Origin of the sequence: Halobaculum litoreum (genome assembly GCF_030127125.1) — an archaeon.
Lineage (GTDB): Archaea > Halobacteriota > Halobacteria > Halobacteriales > Haloferacaceae > Halobaculum > Halobaculum litoreum.
This window is the reverse complement of record NZ_CP126156.1, coordinates 522,766-537,918: the sequence shown is the minus strand read 5'-3', so window position 1 is coordinate 537,918 and position 15,153 is coordinate 522,766. Positions and strand designations below refer to the sequence as shown.

Genomic DNA, 15,153 nt, shown 5'->3' with positions numbered 1-15,153 from the left:
TCCCCCGGAAGCTGCTCCGGGTGGCGCGGTGGGAGGTGTCCCGGACGACGGGGACCGTCGACCGCCGAACGGCGGTGTTGGGCGCCGTCGCGCTCCTGCTCACCCTCGGCGTCGTCGCCGGCGGCCTCCTCGCGGGGGGCGTCGCGCTCGACGAGGACATCTACGCCGTCGCGGTGAGCCCGGACAGCCCCTACCACGAGCCGGTCGCGCAGTCGACGCCGCTGGAACCGGTGCCGGTCGGCGCGCCCGGCGCCGACGTGTACGTCGACGACCGCGACCCGAGCGACCGCGAGGCGAGCGTCTCGGTCGCCGACACCCCGAAGGGCGAGGCCGCGCTCGCGGCGTTCCGGTCGGCCGTCGAACGCCACAACGGGCGGCTGCTCGCGGCCGAAGCGAACCAGTCGGCGGCGTTCCCGGTCGGCGTCACCCTCAGCTACGTCGAGCGCGCCAGCGAGCGCGTCGGCGCGAGCGACGGCGCGGTCGGGGCGGGTGCCGCGGGCGACGCGGGAGGCGGGGCCGGCGGGTCGGGAGACGCCGACACAGGCGCGGGCGGCGGCGACGCCGCGGGCGGGGGCGGCTCCGGCGACGGCGCGCTCGGCGTCCCGGACTTCGGGGGCGCCGCGGGGCCGCTGTTCGGCGGGCAGCCGACGGGGTCGCCCGCGGAGATCGCGCCGCCGTTCCCCTTCTCGTCGCTCGTGCTCGCGTTCGCGTTCCTCGTCCCGATGAACTTCGTCATCCAAGCGTACGGCTCCACGATCCTCAACGAGCGGATCAACCGCCGCGGCGAGCTGCTCCTCGTCGCGCCGCTGTCGAAGACCGACATCGTCGCCGGGAAGACGCTCCCGTACGCGGGGGTCGCGCTCGCGGCGACGGCGGTGATCGCCGCCGGCGTCTCGGTCGCCTCCGGCGGCGGGGGCGGCCCGCTGTCGGTCGCGGCGGTGTTCCCCATCGCGCTGGTGTTCCTCGCGGCGACGTTCGTCGGCGCGATGTTCGCGCGCTCGTTCAAGGAGCTCACCTTCGTGACGGTCACCGTCTCGGTCGCGCTGACGACGTACGCGTTCGTCCCGGCCATCTTCGCGACGGTGACGCCGGTGGCGCTCATCTCGCCGCTCACCCTCGTCGTCCGCGACCTGCAGGGGGAGGCGGTGTCGATCGGCGAGTACCTGTTCTCCACGGGGCCGTTCTACCTCGTCGCGGGGACGCTGTTCGCGCTGGGCATCGGCGTGTACCGCGAGGAGGACATGTTCACCCAGCGCGCGGTGCCGCTGAAGTTCCTCGACGCTTTGGCGGTGCGGCTCCACCGCCCCAGCGACGTGGCGCTGTTGGCGGCGCTGTCGCTCCCGTTCGTGTTCGTCGCCGAACTGCTCGCGCTGGCGCTGCTGTTCGCGCTCCCGCAGGGGGCGGCGATCGTCGGCCTGCTCGTCGTCGTCGCCGTCGTCGAGGAGTTCGCCAAGGGGGTCGCGGTGTTCGCGGGCTTCCACGGGTCGCGCTTCGAGGCGGACCTCCCGACGGCGCTGAAGTTGGGCGCGCTGTCGGGCGCGGGCTTCTTCGTCGCCGAGAAGGCGACCGGCGTCGTCCAGATCGTCGGCCTCGGCTCGCTCCCGCTCGGGGAGGCGGCGTTCGCCACGTCCGGCGTGGGCGCCGACATCGGCGTGCTCGGCGGGCTGGCGCTGCTCGCGCTCCCGCTCGTGCTCCACGTCGTCACCGCCGCCGTCGCGGCGGTCGGTGCCACACGGGGGATCCGGTCGTGGCTCCTCACGCTCGCGGTCGCGATGGCGATCCACTTCGCGTACGACCTCACGGTGGTGAGCGCCCTTGGGTGACGACGCGCGGGCCGAGGGCGGCGACCGCGACCGCCGCGTCGACACCGACGGCGGCGGGGCGGGCGTCCCGGCGGACGCGCCCAACCCGGTGCCGGGCACGGTCGCCGCGGGCGACCGCACCGGCCGCGACCCGCGGTGGACCATCGCCAAACGCGAGTTGGCGTCGCTGCGGGCGGAGAAGACCATCGTGCTCGCGCTGCTCATCCAGCTGTTCGTGGCGGCGTTCTCGTCGTTCCTCGTCGTCGGCCTCGTCTCGCTGTACGACCCCGGGTCGGCCGCGGGCTACTCGGTCGAGACGGCCGTCGCGGGCGACGACGCGGGGGACCTCGCCCGGGCGGTCGACCGGACCGACGGGATGGACGCGCGGCTGTTCGGCAGCCGGCAGGCCGCCGCGGACGCGTTCGCCGACGGGCGCGTCGACGCGGCGATGCTCGCGACCGGGACGACACAAGGACGGGTGGAGGTACGGGTGCTCGTCCCCGACAGCAACGTCGCGACGACGCTGGTCGTGGTGCGCGCCCGCGAGGCGCTGCGCGCGTTCGAGCGGCTGGAGCGCGACCAGCGCTCGGCGTCGCTGACCGCCGAGACGCTCGCGCTCCCGCCGAGCGCCGGGGCGTCGCCGTACTTCGGCTTCACCTACACGGTGCTCGTCCCGCTCCTGCTGTTCCTCCCGGTGTTCATCGCCGGCTCGGTGACGGTCGACTCGCTCACCGAGGAACTGGAGCGCGGGACGCTCGAACTGCTCCGGGTGGCGCCCGTCACGATGACCGACATCGTGGAGGGGAAGCTGCTCGCGGCCGCGGGGCTCGCCCCCGTGCAGGCGGCGCTGTGGCTGGGACTGCTGTCGGTCAACGGCACCGCCATCGCGCCCGGCGGGGGCCCGCTCGCGACCGCCGTCGGCGTGCTCGCGCTCCTCGGGCTGACCGCGGGACTGGCGGCGCTGGTGACGGCGCTGGGCGCGGCGCTGGCGCTGACGGCGCCGGACCGGCGGGCCGCACAGACGGTGTACTCGCTGGGCGTCCTCGGGCTGTTCGGACTGGCGGCGCTGTCGCCGGTCAACCCCGCGAACGTCGCCGCGCGGCTCGCCGTCGGCAACCCCGACGCGACGTCGTTCCTCGCGGTCGGCGTCGTGGTCGTGCTCGGCGCCGTCGCGGTCGCGGCGGCGCGGGTCGGCGTGGCGCGGTACGGCCCGGCCTGAGCCGGGGGGCGGCGCTCGGTCCCGCTCAGGCGGCCACGAGGTCGACCACGGTCTCCTTGTCGACCACGAGGTTGTACGCGCCCTCGTCGTCGTTCCACAGCACGAGCACGTTCTCCACGGAGAGGACCGCGCCGTACGGCGCCTCCCGGAGGTCGCGGTTGAGGACGGACTCCCCGGTGAGCACGAGGTAGTGCTCCAGTCGCTCGCTGCCGTCGCCCACCTTGAACAGCGGGTTCGCGTCGTCGTGGGGCGCGAGGTTCGCCGAGAGCTTCACACACAGGAGGTTGACGCGGTCGGTGACGTGCGCCTCCGACTCGGCCATGCGGTGGTGGCGCTCGGCGCCGGCGACGACGGGGTGGCGTCGCTCGCCGTCCGGGCGGAGCACCGCCCACGAGAACTTCACGTCCGTGTTGACGTACGTGCCGGGCTCCTCGTCGTACGCGCGGGTCGCCGCCTCGTCGAGCTTCCGCTGGAAGGACGGGACCGCGAGGTCGCGGCGCTCCTCGAACGACCAGCCGCGGTCGTCGGGCGCGTCGCCGGGCCACAGGCGGAGGTCGGGCGCGTACACGCTCGTGTCGCCGTCGGGCGGCGTGAGCGCGCGCTCGACGCGGCGCATCCCGGTCGACGTCTCCAGGTCCGCGGGGGCGAGCAGCACGCACGAGCCGTCGGCGGCGACGGCGTCGAGGTAGCGGTCGACGACCGCCTCCGGGTCGGCCAGCTCCGAGAGGACGTTGCCGAACAGGAGCAGGTCCACCGCGCCCGCGTCGTCGGGGTCGAACGCCTCTGCGGTCTCTCGGTGGACGGTCGTGTGGAAGTTCCGGCGGGTGTCGGCCAGCACCTCGTCGAGCACGTCGGCGTTGGCGCTGGGTTCGAGCGCGTGGTAGTCGACGAGCGCGTCGTCGGGGAGGTAGTCGTGGAGCGCGAGCGCGGGGCCGCCCGTGCCGGCGCCCACGTCGAGCACGCGGAGGCGACGCGGGAGCAGGCCGCGGTCGGCGAGACGGTCGAGCACGTAGCCGACGGCGGCGTAGAAGTCCGGCTGGTGGTAGACGGCGTACGCGAGGGCGGCGTCGGCGTCGTACTCGACGCGGCGCCCGCGGTAGTAGTCCTCCTTCATCCGGTCGACCGTCTCGCGGAGCGCGTCGCCCGACTCCCCCTCGTGCCAGTCGAGGCCGTACCGCTCGAACAGGAGGTCCTCGACCGTCTCGACGTGGTCGGCGGGCAGCGCCTCCGGCGCCCATCCCGGCGGGTCGACCGGCTCGTCGTCGACGGGGACGAACGTGCCGTCGTCGCGCTCGAACAGGCCGAGGTCGAACGCCTCCTCGCGGAGGGCGGTGCGCACGACCGCCGGGTGCGGTCGGTCCGGGAGGTACTCGTACACCTCGTCGGGGTCGACGGGGCGGGCGTTGCGGAGGTACTTCGCGGTGTCGCGCAGCGCCTCGCGGTCGACGCTCACGGCGCCACCTCCGACGGCGGCTGCGACGGCGCGGCGCGTGCGGGGTCGACGCCGGGCGCGGCGTGCGACTGGGTCATACGCGGCGCTACTCGGTCGGCGTGGGTAACGGTTCTGTCTCGCGTCGATCCGCCGCGTCAGTCGTCGGCGTCCGGGGCGGCGTCGGGGCCGCCGTCGGTCGGCTCCGTCCCGGCCCCGGCGTCCGCGGCGTCCGCGACGCGCGAGTCGCCGTCGACGGCCTCGCGGGCGGCGGCGAACAGCGCGGCGAACTCCTCGCGGTCGGCGGCGGCGAGCGCCCGGGCGGCCTCGGCGACGGCGTCGGCCCCGTCGAACGCCTCCCGGATGTCCGCGTACACGCGCGGTTCGCCCTCGGTGACGGTGCGCGCCAGCTCCGCGAGGGGCTCCGAGACCGGCGTGTGGAAGCGGTCGTCGACGTCGCCGGCGGCGAGCGCGTACGCCAACACGGCGGCGTGGGCGCCCGTCTGGACCTTCCCCATGGCGTCGTCGTGCTCGGCGGCGGTCGTCTCGAACACCTCGTTGTCCACGGCGCGAAAGCGGTCGGCGACCGCCTCGACGACCGGCCCGGCCTCGCCGGGGACGTACGCGATCCGGCCGGGGCCGCGCGGCGGGGCGAACAGCGGGTGGAAACTGGCGTACTCGTCGCGGGCGTGCTCGGCCATCGCGGCCAGCGGCGCGCCCATCACGCCGGAGACGTCGACGAGCGCGCCGTCGGCCGCGTTGGCGGCGTAGCCCGCGACCGCGTCGGCGACCGCCGGGATGGGCACCGCGAGGACGACGCAGTCGAACGGCTCGTCGGTGTCGACCGGGACGACCCGCCCGTCGACGACGGCCTCGGCGGCGTCCATCGCGGCCTGCGGGTTCGTGTCCGCCAGCGCGACGCGGTCGGCGACGGGACGGAGGGTGCGCGCGGCCCACCGACCCATCTCGCCGGCGCCGACGACGAGCAGCTTCATGGCACCCGCTATCCGTGTCGCGACCGAAAGCGTGTCGGTCGGGGCGACGGGGCGCGCCCGTCGGTCCGGTGGCGAGGCGCCCTACTCGACGGACGCGATCCGGAACCACTCCGACGGCAGCGTGTCGCCGTCGTGGTCCTCGGCGGCGACGAGGCGCATCCGCACGTCCGCCATCGGGACGGGGTCCGCGAGGCGCACGCCGACGAGGGTCTCCGCCTCGACGCGGCGGGCCTCGCCGCGGAAGTCGACCGCGCGGACGGTGACGCGGTCGGCGCCCACGCCGCCGTCGACGACCTCGAAGTGCGCCTCGAGGAGGCCGGGCGCGACCTCCACGATCTCGCCGCCCTCTGCGGTCACCTCGATGGTGTACGTCCGGATCCCCTCGGGCGCGCGCTGGCAGACGGCCACGACCGCGTCGGTCAGGTCGTCGGCGGCCGGCTCCGCGGGGTCCTCACCGGCCGACTCCTCGCCCGGGCCGGCGTCGTCGTCAGTCACGGCGGCCTCCGTGGACGGCGCGCGGGCGTCCGGCTCGCGGAACGCGTCGGCGATGCGTTCGAACAGGCTCACGGCCGCCCGTACGGTCGCGGGGCGCAAAGCCGCGTCGGCGGTCGGGCGTCGCGGTCATTCGACGACCAGCTCGACCGGGTAGTCCCCGGTGAGGTTCTCGTAGCCGTCCTCGGTGACGATCACGATGTCCTCGATGCGGACGCCGCCGACCTCGGGGTCGTACAGCCCCGGCTCGACCGTGATCACCTGTCCCGCCTCCAGCTCGCCCCCGCGGGGGTTGAGCCCGGGCTGTTCGTGGACGTCGAGCCCGACGCCGTGGCCCGTCGAGTGGATGAACCCCGTCTCCGTGTCGGGGTCGGCGCGCAGCGTCGGGTGGCCGGCGTCCTCGTACACCTCGCAGGCGGCGGCGTGCACGTCCGCGCCCGTGGCGCCGGGCTCGACGGCGTCGAGCGCGGCGTCGAGCGCCTCGTGGGTCAGGTCGAACCACTCGGCGACGGTGTCGCTCGGCGCCCCCTTCGAGAACGTGCGCGTCATGTCGGAGTGGTACTTGCTCGCCTTCTCGCGGGGGAAGATGTCGACGATGATCGGCTCGCCCGCCGCCAGCGGGCCGCTCCCGCGGTCGTGGGGGTCGGCCGCGTCGGCGCCGCAGGCGACGATGGTCTCGTCGAGCGCGCAGCCGTGGCGCAGCAGCGTCACCTCGATCGCCTCCTTCACGCGCTCGCTCGTCAGGGTCGCCTCGCCGGCGTCGTCCGCGAGCAGGAGCGTCCCGTCGGCGGCGACGTCGGCGTCGGCGATCAGGTCCTCGGCGGCCGCCATCGCGGCCTCGTTGGCCGCGGTGGCGCGGCGCACCGCGTCGGCTTCCTCGTCGGTCTTCGTCGCGCGGAGCGTCTCGACGACGTCGTCGCGGTCCACGTCGACGGCGACGCCGTGGTCGCGCAGGCCGTCGGCGACGCCGACGGGGAACCGCTCGGGCACCAGCGTCGACTCGACGCCCAAGTCGGCGAGGAAGTCGGCGTACACGCCCGCCAGCGCCGTCGCCCGCCCCTCGTCGGCGGCGCGGGTCGCGTAGTCGTACGACGACAGCCGGGCGACCGTGTCGGCGTGCGACTCCTTGCGAGCGCGGCCGTACTCCAGCCCGGAGACGAGCACGGCGAGTTCGTCGCCGGTGTAGGCGGTGAAGAACGGGTCCGGCGCGTCGAACCCCGAGAGGTACAGCTGGTTCGAGTCGGCGCTGCCGGCCTCGATGCAGTAGGCGTCGTCGCCGGCCGCCGCGAGCAGGTCGTCGAGCGCCGAGCGGTCGCGTGTCATGTCCGACCGTGGGACGACGGCCGGGATAGGCGTTTTCGTCGCGGGGAACGCGGCCGGGGGCGGGCGGCGGCGGGCGGGGCGAGGGAGGACCGTGCGGCGACGACGACGGAGATCAGACCGATCGCTAAACGGACGCAACAGCCGCCTTTACGACTGATAACGGGCGTATTCGCCGGCAAGTTCAATCGCCGGTATCGCATACGGCCCCCATGAGCGTGCTCGCGCGGATCAGTATCGACGAGGACGACTTCGAGTTGGGGCGCGCGCTCACCGGGCTCCCCGAGGCGGTGGTCGAACTCGAACGGGTCATCCCGACGGCGGAGGCCGCCGTGCCGTACTTCTGGGTCCACAGCGCGACCGCCGAGGAGGTCGCCGAGGCCGTCGCCGGGACCGAGTACGTCGAGGAGGTGAGTCTGGTCGACGAGGTCGACGACACCCTCCTGTACCGGTGTACGTTCCGGCTCATCGAGGGCGGGGTGGTGACCGGGTTCATCGAGTCCGGGCTGACCCTGCTGTCCGGGACGGGGCGGGGCGGCCGGTGGACGTTCGACGTCCGGAGCGAGAAACACGGTGCGCTGGGGGAGTTCCAGCGCTTCTGCGCCGAGCGCGACATCCGCCTCCGACTGGAGTCGCTCACCGAGGACGTCCTCCCGGGCGCGGAGACGACGCTGACCGACGCCCAGCGGGAGGCGCTCTCGGCCGCGTTCGCGGCCGGCTACTACGACAGCCCGCGGACGGCGACGCTGGAGGACGTGGCGGGGCTGCTCGACATCTCCCGGCAGTCGCTGGCCGAACGCCTGCGGCGGGGGACGCGCAACCTGTTGGAGCACGAACTCGGCGCCGAGGCGGCCGAGTTCGGATAAGTACCCCGTTACATAGTCAGGGGTGAGAGCCATGCCCGGTACCGGAGTCCGGTGGGATAGGGATGAGGACAGGAGACACCACGACCGGATCGACCTCACAGGGGGCGGGCGCGAGCGCCGGCGACGCCGAGGTGCAGTACAGCACGTTCGACCCGACGGTCGGCGAGATCTCGGTCGACGTAGCCCGCGCCGTCGCGGAGGCGACCGACAGGGACCCGGCGACGATGGAGCCGTTGGCGAACGCGATCGACCCGGACGCGCTCGACGCGGTCGTCGGGAGCGGCCGCCCGTCCGCGACGCACTGGGCCGAGGTGACGTTCGAGTACCTCGAGTGCAAGGTGACGGTGTGTAGCGACGGCGTGTTGACGCTCGCGCCCCGAACCGACTGACCGACGACGACCCCGCTCCGTTCTCGAGCCGACCACGCGGACCAGCAACGGCTGTCGCGGTCGGTACACACTTGCCCCGGCGAGCGCACGGTCGGAGCATGGACGCTCACGTCTCCCCGTCTCGCGTCGCCGGCCGCGCCCGCGCCCCGCCGTCGAAGAGCTACACCCACCGCGCGATCCTCGCCGCGGGCTACGGCGAGGGCACGGTCGTCACCGACCCGCTCGACTCGGCGGACCCGCGCGCGACCGGCCGCGCCGTCGCCGCGTTCGGCGGCGCCGTCGACTGGGCCGACGACGCCAGCGCCGTCACGGTCGACGGGTTCGACGGCCGCCCCGCCACCCCCGACGACGTGGTCGACTGCGCGAACTCGGGGACGACGATGCGGCTCGTCACGGCCGCCGCCGGGCTGACCGAGGGGCTCGCCGTCCTCACGGGCGACGACTCGCTCCGCTCGCGCCCGCAGGGGCGCTCCTCGACGCCGTCGACGACCTCGGCGGCCGGGCCGAGTCGACGCGGCACAACGGGCAAGCGCCGCTCGTCGTCGGCGACGCGATGGGCGGGGGCGAGGTCGCCATCCCCGGCGACGTCTCCTCGCAGTTCGTCACCGCCCTCCTCATGGCCGGCGCCGTCACCGACGACGGGGTGACCGTCGAGCTCGAAACCGAGCTGAAGTCCGCGCCGTACGTCGAGATCACCCGCGAGGTGCTCGCCGACTTCGGCGTCGACACCGAGCGCACGGCCGCCGGGTTCCGCGTCCCCGGCGGGCAGACGTACGCCGCCGACGAGTACGCGGTGCCGGGCGACTTCTCGTCGATGTCGTACCTCCTCGCGGCCGGCGCCGTCGCCCCGGCGGACGGGGAGGCGGTCGTCGTCGAGGGCGCCCGCCCGAGCGCGCAGGGCGACTCGGCGATCGTCGACGTGCTCGACCGGATGGGCGCCGCCGTCGACTGGGACGAGGCCGCCGGCGAGATCGTCGTCCGCGGCGGCGACCTCTCGGGCGTCGAGGTCGACGTCGGCGACACGCCCGACCTGCTCCCGACGATCGCCGTGCTCGGCGCGGTCGCCGACGGCGAGACGCGCATCGCGAACGCCGAGCACGTCCGCTACAAGGAGACCGACCGCGTCGCCGCCATGGCGGAGTCGCTGGAGGCGATGGGCGCCCGCGTCACCGAGCGACAGGACTCGCTGACGGTCCACGGGGACGCCTCGACGCTGCACGGCGCGACGGTCCACGGCCGCGGCGACCACCGCCTCGTGATGGCGCTGACGGTCGCGGGGCTCGTCGCCGACGGCGAGACGACCGTCACCGGCGCCGAACACGTCGACGTGTCGTTCCCCGGCTTCTTCGGGACGATGGCCGACCTCGGGGCGGCCGTCTCCGTCGAGTAGGTCGGTGAGGGACCGGCGGTGCCGGTGTCCGCCTGTCGGTCAGTCGGTGCGGAGTCGCCGGGCCGCCCGCAGCAGCGCCTCGACGCCCGGGTCCCGTCGGTAGCGGACGACGCCCGCGTCGGCGTCGAACGCGACGACCCCGCCGCGGCGAGCTTCGGCAGGTGGACGTGGTGGAGGGCGATCCCGATCCGCCGAGCGTCGTCCGCGCTCGCCCGCTCGCGAACCGTCGTCACCGCGGCGTCGAACGACAGCGCCGCGGTCCCGTCGCCGCCCGCCCGCTCGACCAGCTCGGCCAACAGCGCCCGCCGGTGCGGGTGCGCGACGAGGTCGAGCACCTCGTCAACGTCGGCGGACGGGGGCGACCCCGCGGCGGCGGCGGCGGAGCCGTCGGCCGTGTCGACCACCGCCGACGGCGGGCCGACCGTCCACCCGTCCCCGTCGTATCGGGCGACGACGTCGTACAGGGGCGCGATGTCCGCCACCACGCCGGCGCCCACGTCGCCCGCGTCGAGGTGGTGGTGGGCGGCGACGTCGTCGGCCGCACACAGCGTGTTGAGCCCGCCGAGCAGGTGCTCGAGTTCCCGCGGGTCGTACCGCTCGACCAGCGTCTCCACGGCGTGGAGACACAGCCGGGTCGGCCCGGGGTCCTCGGTCCACGCGCCCAGCCGGCGGGCGACGGCCATCCCGAGGTCCATCGCCGTCGCCGTCGGCGGGAGGACGTCGAGCGAGACGGCGGGGTCGGCCGACACCGACGTCGAGCCGCCGGCCTCCCCGACCGGGCGTCGACGACCGCCGCGCGTCGCGGCCGGCGGTCGCCGACGGCGCCCTGCCACAGCGCGAGCCGGTCGTCCGGGGCGATCGACGCGGTCACGCTCAACACGCACCCCGCCGTCGGGTCGTCGCCCGCGAGGAGGTCGGTGCACACGTCCCCGTCCGGAACCGACCCCGACGGCGCCACGACCAACACCGCGGTCGCGTCCGCAACGCGCTCGTCGAGCCGGTCGAGTTCGGTCATCGGCGTCCGATACCACGCCACGGTCGATAACACTAGGCAAAGATTTAGTTTCAATATTACGGTACATAAACACGTTTGTCGACACACGTCCGACCGTCGCCGGTCGGGCGGTCGGGGCCCGGTTCCGGCCGTTCCGGCGCCGTGTCGCGCGTCCGGGGCGGGTCCGCCCTCGGTGCGGGACGGTTCCGCCGCCGATGCCGTTTTCGCCGGGGCGCGCGAGGCGAGCCGTATGACCGACCTCGACACGCCGCCGTTCGCGTTCGACTACGACCCCGGCGCGATCCGCTACGGGCGGGGCGCGGTCGACGGCCTCGGCGACGCGCTCGCCGACCGCGGGCTCGACACCGCGCTCGTCGTCTGCGGCTCGAACGTCGCCGCCAACGCCGACCTGATGGAGCCGATCGAGGGCGGCCTCGGCGACCGCCTCGCGGAGGTGTTCGCCGGCACGACCCCGGACAAGCGGCTCCGGGAGGCGGCCCGGGTCGTCGAGCGCGCGGACGCCCTCGGGGCGGACGCGGTCGTCCCGGTCGGCGGCGGCTCCAGCCTCGACGTGGCGACGGTGGCGTCGGTGCTGCGCGCGCGCGGCCTGTCGCTCGCCGACGCCCGCGCCGAGGTGGCCGAGACGGGCGGCATCGCGACCCCCGACGACCCGGCGGGGCTGACCCCGCTGTTCCCGGTGCCGACGACGCTCGCGGGCGCCGACCTGTCGGTGATCGCCGGCATCACCGCCGAGGTCGACGACGGCGCCGGCGGCACGGAGACGGTGTCGACCGGCGTCGGCGGCGCGGCGCTGATGCCGACGGCGCTGTGGTACGACCCCGCGCTGTTCGAGACGACGCCCGCGGGCGTGCTGGCCGGCTCGGCGATGAACGGCTTCGACAAGGCGGTGGAGTCGCTGTACGCCGGCACGCGGACGGCGGTGACCGACGCGACGGCGACCCGGGCGATCCGGCTCCTCGCCGACGGTCTCCCGGCGATGACGGACGACCCGGCGGCGATGGACCGCGCGGTCGCGGGGGTGATCCTCGCGCAGTACGGCATCTCGCGGCCCGGCGACATGACGATCAACGTGATCCACGCGTTCGGCCACGGCCTGCGCGACGCCTTCGGCATCCAGCAGGGCCTGGCCCACGCGGCCGTCGCCCCGCACGCGCTCCGGGCGATGGCGGACGCCGGCGTCGACCTCTCGCTGCTCGCGGCGGCGTTCGACGCCGACTCCGTCGAGGGCGCCGTCGCCGAGGTCGAACGGGTGCGCGACGCGCTCGACCTGCCGGGGTCGCTGTCGGCGGTCGACGGCGTCGACGAGGCGGGGCTCGACGAGGCCGCACGCGTCGCCGCCGCGGACTCGCTGCTGTCGTACGCGCCCGCCGGGTACGACCTGACCGTCGCTGACGCGCGGGCCGTGTTGGACGCGGCGTTCTGACCGGCGGCCGCCCCCGTCGGGGGCCCCCGGCCGACCCCTCGGGGCGCGGCAACCGCGCGGAACCGAGCCCGGGTTCACCAACGGCTATGTCGACCGACACGAACCCACCCGTATGAGCGACACTGCGGAGACGGCGTTGCCGTTCGAGGCGGTGCCCGGCCCGGACGGGCTCCCCGTCCTCGGGTCGTACCTGGAGAACAGTCGGGACTTCTTCGCGTTCCGCGACCGCGTCGCCGCCGAACACGGCGGCGTCGCCCGGTATCGGGTGCTCGGACAGGACATCTTCCTCGTGACCGACCCCGACGTGGTCCAGCAGGTGCTCGTCACCGAGAACGAGACGTTCGTCAAGGGGGAGCTGTTCCAACAGCAGCTCCGTCCGGTGCTCGGCAACGGCCTGCTCAACAGCGAGGGGGAGTTCTGGCGGCGCCAGCGCCACCTCATCCAGCCCGCGTTCACGCCGAAGCGGATCGCGGGCTACGCCGACATGATGGTCGAGACGACCGACCGCGCGGTCGACCGGTGGGACGACGGCGCGGTCCGGAACGTCCACCGCGACATGATGGAGCTGACGCTGGAGATCGTCGCCCGCGCGCTGATGGGCGTCGACATCCGCGACCGCACCCCCGCGATCGGCGGCGCGCTCGACACCGTCATGGAGGCGTCCGCCGGGGCGAGCCTGGTCGACCTGCTCCCGGCGGCGGTGCCGACGCCGAGCCGCGAGCGGCTCCGGGAGGCGGTCGCGTCCCTCGACCTGATCGTCGACGAGTTGGTCGACGAGAAGCGGCGGGCGCTGCGCGAGGGCGACGTGGAGCCGGAGGCCGACGTCGTGTCGGCGCTGCTGACGGCCGTCGACGAGGAGGGCGAGCGGATGGGCGCCGACCAGGTGCGCGACGAGGTGAAGACGCTCCTCCTCGCGGGCCACGAGACGACGGCGCTGTCGCTCACGTTCACGCTCCACCTGCTCGCGCGCCACCCCGAGGTGGAGGAGAAACTGCTCGCCGAGCTGGAGGCGGAACTCGGCGAGGAGCCGGCCGGCTTCGACAGCGTCCGCGACCTCGAGTACCTCGACAAGGTCGTCACCGAGTCGATGCGGATCCTCCCGCCGGTGCACGGCATCCTCCGGGAGCCGACCGAGGACGTCGTGCTCGGCGGCTACGAGGTGCCCGCGGGGACGCCGGTGTCGTTGAGCCAGTGGATCGTCCACCGCGACCCCGACCACTACGACGCCCCCCACGAGTTCCGGCCCGAGCGCTGGACCGACGAGATGGAGTCGGCGCTCCACCCGCTGGCGTACTTCCCGTTCGCGTCGGGCCCGCGCCGCTGTGTCGGCGACCGCTTCGCGCTGCTGGAGGCGAAGCTGGTGCTGGCGACGGTGCTGCGCCGGCGGTCGTTCGAGGTCGTCGAGCCGGCCGACCTGGAGGCGAATCTGGAGGCGAGCATCACGACGCGGCCGACGGTGCCGGTGCGGATGCGGGTGCGCGAGCGCTGATCGCCCTCCGCTCACCCGCGCAGCGCGGCGGGGGCGCCGCCGCGACGCTCCGGCGGTTCTTCGGCCCTTCGCCGCATTTTATACCGCCGACCGACCGAACACGCACATGAACGGGAACGAGTTCGGCCGGCTGTTCCGGCTGACGACGTACGGCGAGAGCCACGGCGAGGCGATGGGGTGTACCGTGTCGGGGGTGCCCGCGGGCGTCGAACTCGACGAGGAACGGATCCAGCGGGAGTTGGACCGGCGCAAGCCCGGGCAGTCGATGATCACGACCAGCCGCGGCGAGCCGGACGAGGTGACGATCAACTCCGGGATCCAGGACGGCTACACCACGGGGACGCCGGTGGGGATGGTGATCCAGAACAAGGACGCCCGCTCGGGCAAGTACGAGCCGTTCGTCACCGCCCCGCGGCCGAGCCACGGCGACTACACCTACTCGGCGAAGTTCGGCACGCGCAACTGGGGTGGCGGCGGTCGCTCGTCGGCCCGCGAGACGGTGAACTGGGTCGCCGCGGGCGCCATCGCGAAGGCGGTGATCGACCAGAGCGAGTACGACGTGCAGATCAAGGCGCACGTCAACCAGATCGGCGACGTCGTCGCCCCCGAGGTCACGTTCGAGGAGCTGCTCGAACACAGCGAGGAGAACGAGGTCCGCTGTGCCCACCCCGAGACGGCCGAGCGGATGCGCGAGCTGATCGACGAGTACCAGCAGGCGGGCGACTCCATCGGCGGCGCCATCGAGTTCGAGGCCCGCGGCGTCCCGCGCGGGCTGGGCGCCCCGCGGTTCGACTCGGTCCCCGCGCGGCTCGGGCAGGCGATGATGTCCATCCCCGCGACGACGGCGTTCGAGTTCGGCCTCGGGCGCGACGCACGCGAGGTCGCCGGCATCGACCGCAACGAGGACTGGGCGTTCGACGAGGGCGACCGCGACGACGTGGTCAGCGAGGCGGGCGACCCGGTGCCCGTCGGCAACGACCACGGCGGCCTGCAGGGCGGCATCACCACCGGCGAACCGATCTACGGCGAGGTGACGTGGCACGCGCCCACGTCCATCCCGAAAGAGCAGACCACCGTCGACTGGGAGACGGGCGAGGAGAAGCAGGTGCAGGTCGTCGGGCGCCACGACCCGGTGCTCCCGCCGCGTGCGGTGCCGGTCGTCGAGGCGATGCTGTACTGCACGGTGCTCGACTTCATGTTGCTGGGGGGCCGGATCAACCCCGACCGCCTCGACGGGCATGTCGGCGAGTACGACACCGAGTACCACGCCGAGCGACCGACGGACGAGAACTGACGCCCGAGGGAGTCCACGCGCCGCCGTGGT

11 protein-coding genes and 2 pseudogenes are annotated in these 15,153 nt (G+C 74.3%); 8 read left to right on the top strand and 5 right to left on the bottom strand.

All coding sequences use genetic code 11. The features are described from left to right. Positions 1–35: 35 nt before the first annotated feature. Positions 36–1,823, top strand: a complete 1,788-nt coding sequence (locus P0R35_RS02835) for an ABC transporter permease family protein (protein WP_284013733.1) — start codon at positions 36–38, stop codon at positions 1,821–1,823. 88 nt (positions 1,824–1,911) lie between these two features. Continuing rightward, complete coding sequence (locus P0R35_RS02830; RefSeq protein WP_284014685.1) at positions 1,912–3,021, top strand: ABC transporter permease; 1,110 nt, start codon at positions 1,912–1,914, stop codon at positions 3,019–3,021. A 25-nt stretch (positions 3,022–3,046) separates the two neighbouring features. Here the strand turns inward: P0R35_RS02830 and P0R35_RS02825 are convergent, their stop codons facing one another. From P0R35_RS02825 to P0R35_RS02810, 4 genes are all read right to left on the bottom strand, one after another. Further along, positions 3,047–4,474, bottom strand: coding sequence for a small ribosomal subunit Rsm22 family protein (locus P0R35_RS02825; RefSeq protein ID WP_284013732.1), 1,428 nt, complete (start codon positions 4,472–4,474; stop codon positions 3,047–3,049). Between the two features lie 134 nt (positions 4,475–4,608). Beyond that, positions 4,609–5,445, bottom strand: coding sequence for a prephenate dehydrogenase/arogenate dehydrogenase family protein (locus P0R35_RS02820; RefSeq protein ID WP_284013731.1), 837 nt, complete (start codon positions 5,443–5,445; stop codon positions 4,609–4,611). An 81-nt stretch (positions 5,446–5,526) separates the two neighbouring features. Beyond that, positions 5,527–6,012, bottom strand: a complete 486-nt coding sequence (locus tag P0R35_RS02815; RefSeq protein WP_284013730.1) for a hypothetical protein — start codon at positions 6,010–6,012, stop codon at positions 5,527–5,529. Between the two features lie 54 nt (positions 6,013–6,066). Continuing rightward, entirely contained in the window at positions 6,067–7,260 is a 1,194-nt protein-coding gene (locus P0R35_RS02810; protein WP_284013729.1) for a M24 family metallopeptidase, read from the bottom strand. A 209-nt stretch (positions 7,261–7,469) separates the two neighbouring features. Here P0R35_RS02810 and P0R35_RS02805 point away from each other — a divergent pair, with 209 nt between their 5' ends. The 3 genes and pseudogenes from P0R35_RS02805 (at position 7,470) to aroA (ending at position 9,902) form a co-directional block, all read left to right on the top strand. Then, entirely contained in the window at positions 7,470–8,123 is a 654-nt protein-coding gene (locus P0R35_RS02805) for a helix-turn-helix domain-containing protein (RefSeq protein ID WP_284013728.1), read from the top strand. A 62-nt stretch (positions 8,124–8,185) separates the two neighbouring features. Next, positions 8,186–8,512: a HalOD1 output domain-containing protein gene (locus tag P0R35_RS02800; RefSeq protein WP_284013727.1), complete on the top strand. Its 327-nt coding sequence runs from the start codon at positions 8,186–8,188 to the stop codon at positions 8,510–8,512. Positions 8,513–8,610: 98 nt separating this feature from the next. Continuing rightward, positions 8,611–9,902 (top strand): annotated as a pseudogene (aroA, locus tag P0R35_RS02795) (3-phosphoshikimate 1-carboxyvinyltransferase). A 509-nt stretch (positions 9,903–10,411) separates the two neighbouring features. Here aroA and P0R35_RS16550 read toward each other — a convergent pair. Continuing rightward, positions 10,412–10,984: pseudogene (locus P0R35_RS16550) on the bottom strand (DUF7504 family protein); the annotation flags it as partial. Positions 10,985–11,146: 162 nt separating this feature from the next. On the opposite strand from P0R35_RS16550, the gene P0R35_RS02790 reads away from it, so the two are divergent. The 3 genes from P0R35_RS02790 to aroC all read left to right on the top strand — a co-directional run bounded on the left by P0R35_RS02790 (position 11,147) and on the right by aroC (position 15,123). Further along, entirely contained in the window at positions 11,147–12,340 is a 1,194-nt protein-coding gene (locus P0R35_RS02790) for an iron-containing alcohol dehydrogenase family protein (protein WP_284013726.1), read from the top strand. Between the two features lie 112 nt (positions 12,341–12,452). Further along, positions 12,453–13,829, top strand: a complete 1,377-nt coding sequence (locus P0R35_RS02785; RefSeq protein WP_284013725.1) for a cytochrome P450 — start codon at positions 12,453–12,455, stop codon at positions 13,827–13,829. A gap of 106 nt (positions 13,830–13,935) precedes the next feature. Further along, positions 13,936–15,123 carry a chorismate synthase gene (aroC, locus tag P0R35_RS02780; protein WP_284013724.1) on the top strand — a complete coding sequence of 396 codons (1,188 nt, stop codon included), beginning with the start codon at positions 13,936–13,938 and terminating at the stop codon, positions 15,121–15,123. Positions 15,124–15,153: the final 30 nt, after the last annotated feature.

Coding starts and splice junctions, on each gene's coding strand:
- P0R35_RS02820 (WP_284013731.1), bottom strand. CDS start 5,445: ATGAAGCTGCTCGTCGTCGGCGCCGGCGAGATGGGTCGGTGGGCCGCG.
- P0R35_RS02810 (WP_284013729.1), bottom strand. CDS start 7,260: ATGACACGCGACCGCTCGGCGCTCGACGACCTGCTCGCGGCGGCCGGC.
- P0R35_RS02805 (WP_284013728.1), top strand. CDS start 7,470: ATGAGCGTGCTCGCGCGGATCAGTATCGACGAGGACGACTTCGAGTTG.
- P0R35_RS02800 (WP_284013727.1), top strand. CDS start 8,186: ATGAGGACAGGAGACACCACGACCGGATCGACCTCACAGGGGGCGGGC.
- P0R35_RS02790 (WP_284013726.1), top strand. CDS start 11,147: ATGACCGACCTCGACACGCCGCCGTTCGCGTTCGACTACGACCCCGGC.
- P0R35_RS02785 (WP_284013725.1), top strand. CDS start 12,453: ATGAGCGACACTGCGGAGACGGCGTTGCCGTTCGAGGCGGTGCCCGGC.
- aroC (WP_284013724.1), top strand. CDS start 13,936: ATGAACGGGAACGAGTTCGGCCGGCTGTTCCGGCTGACGACGTACGGC.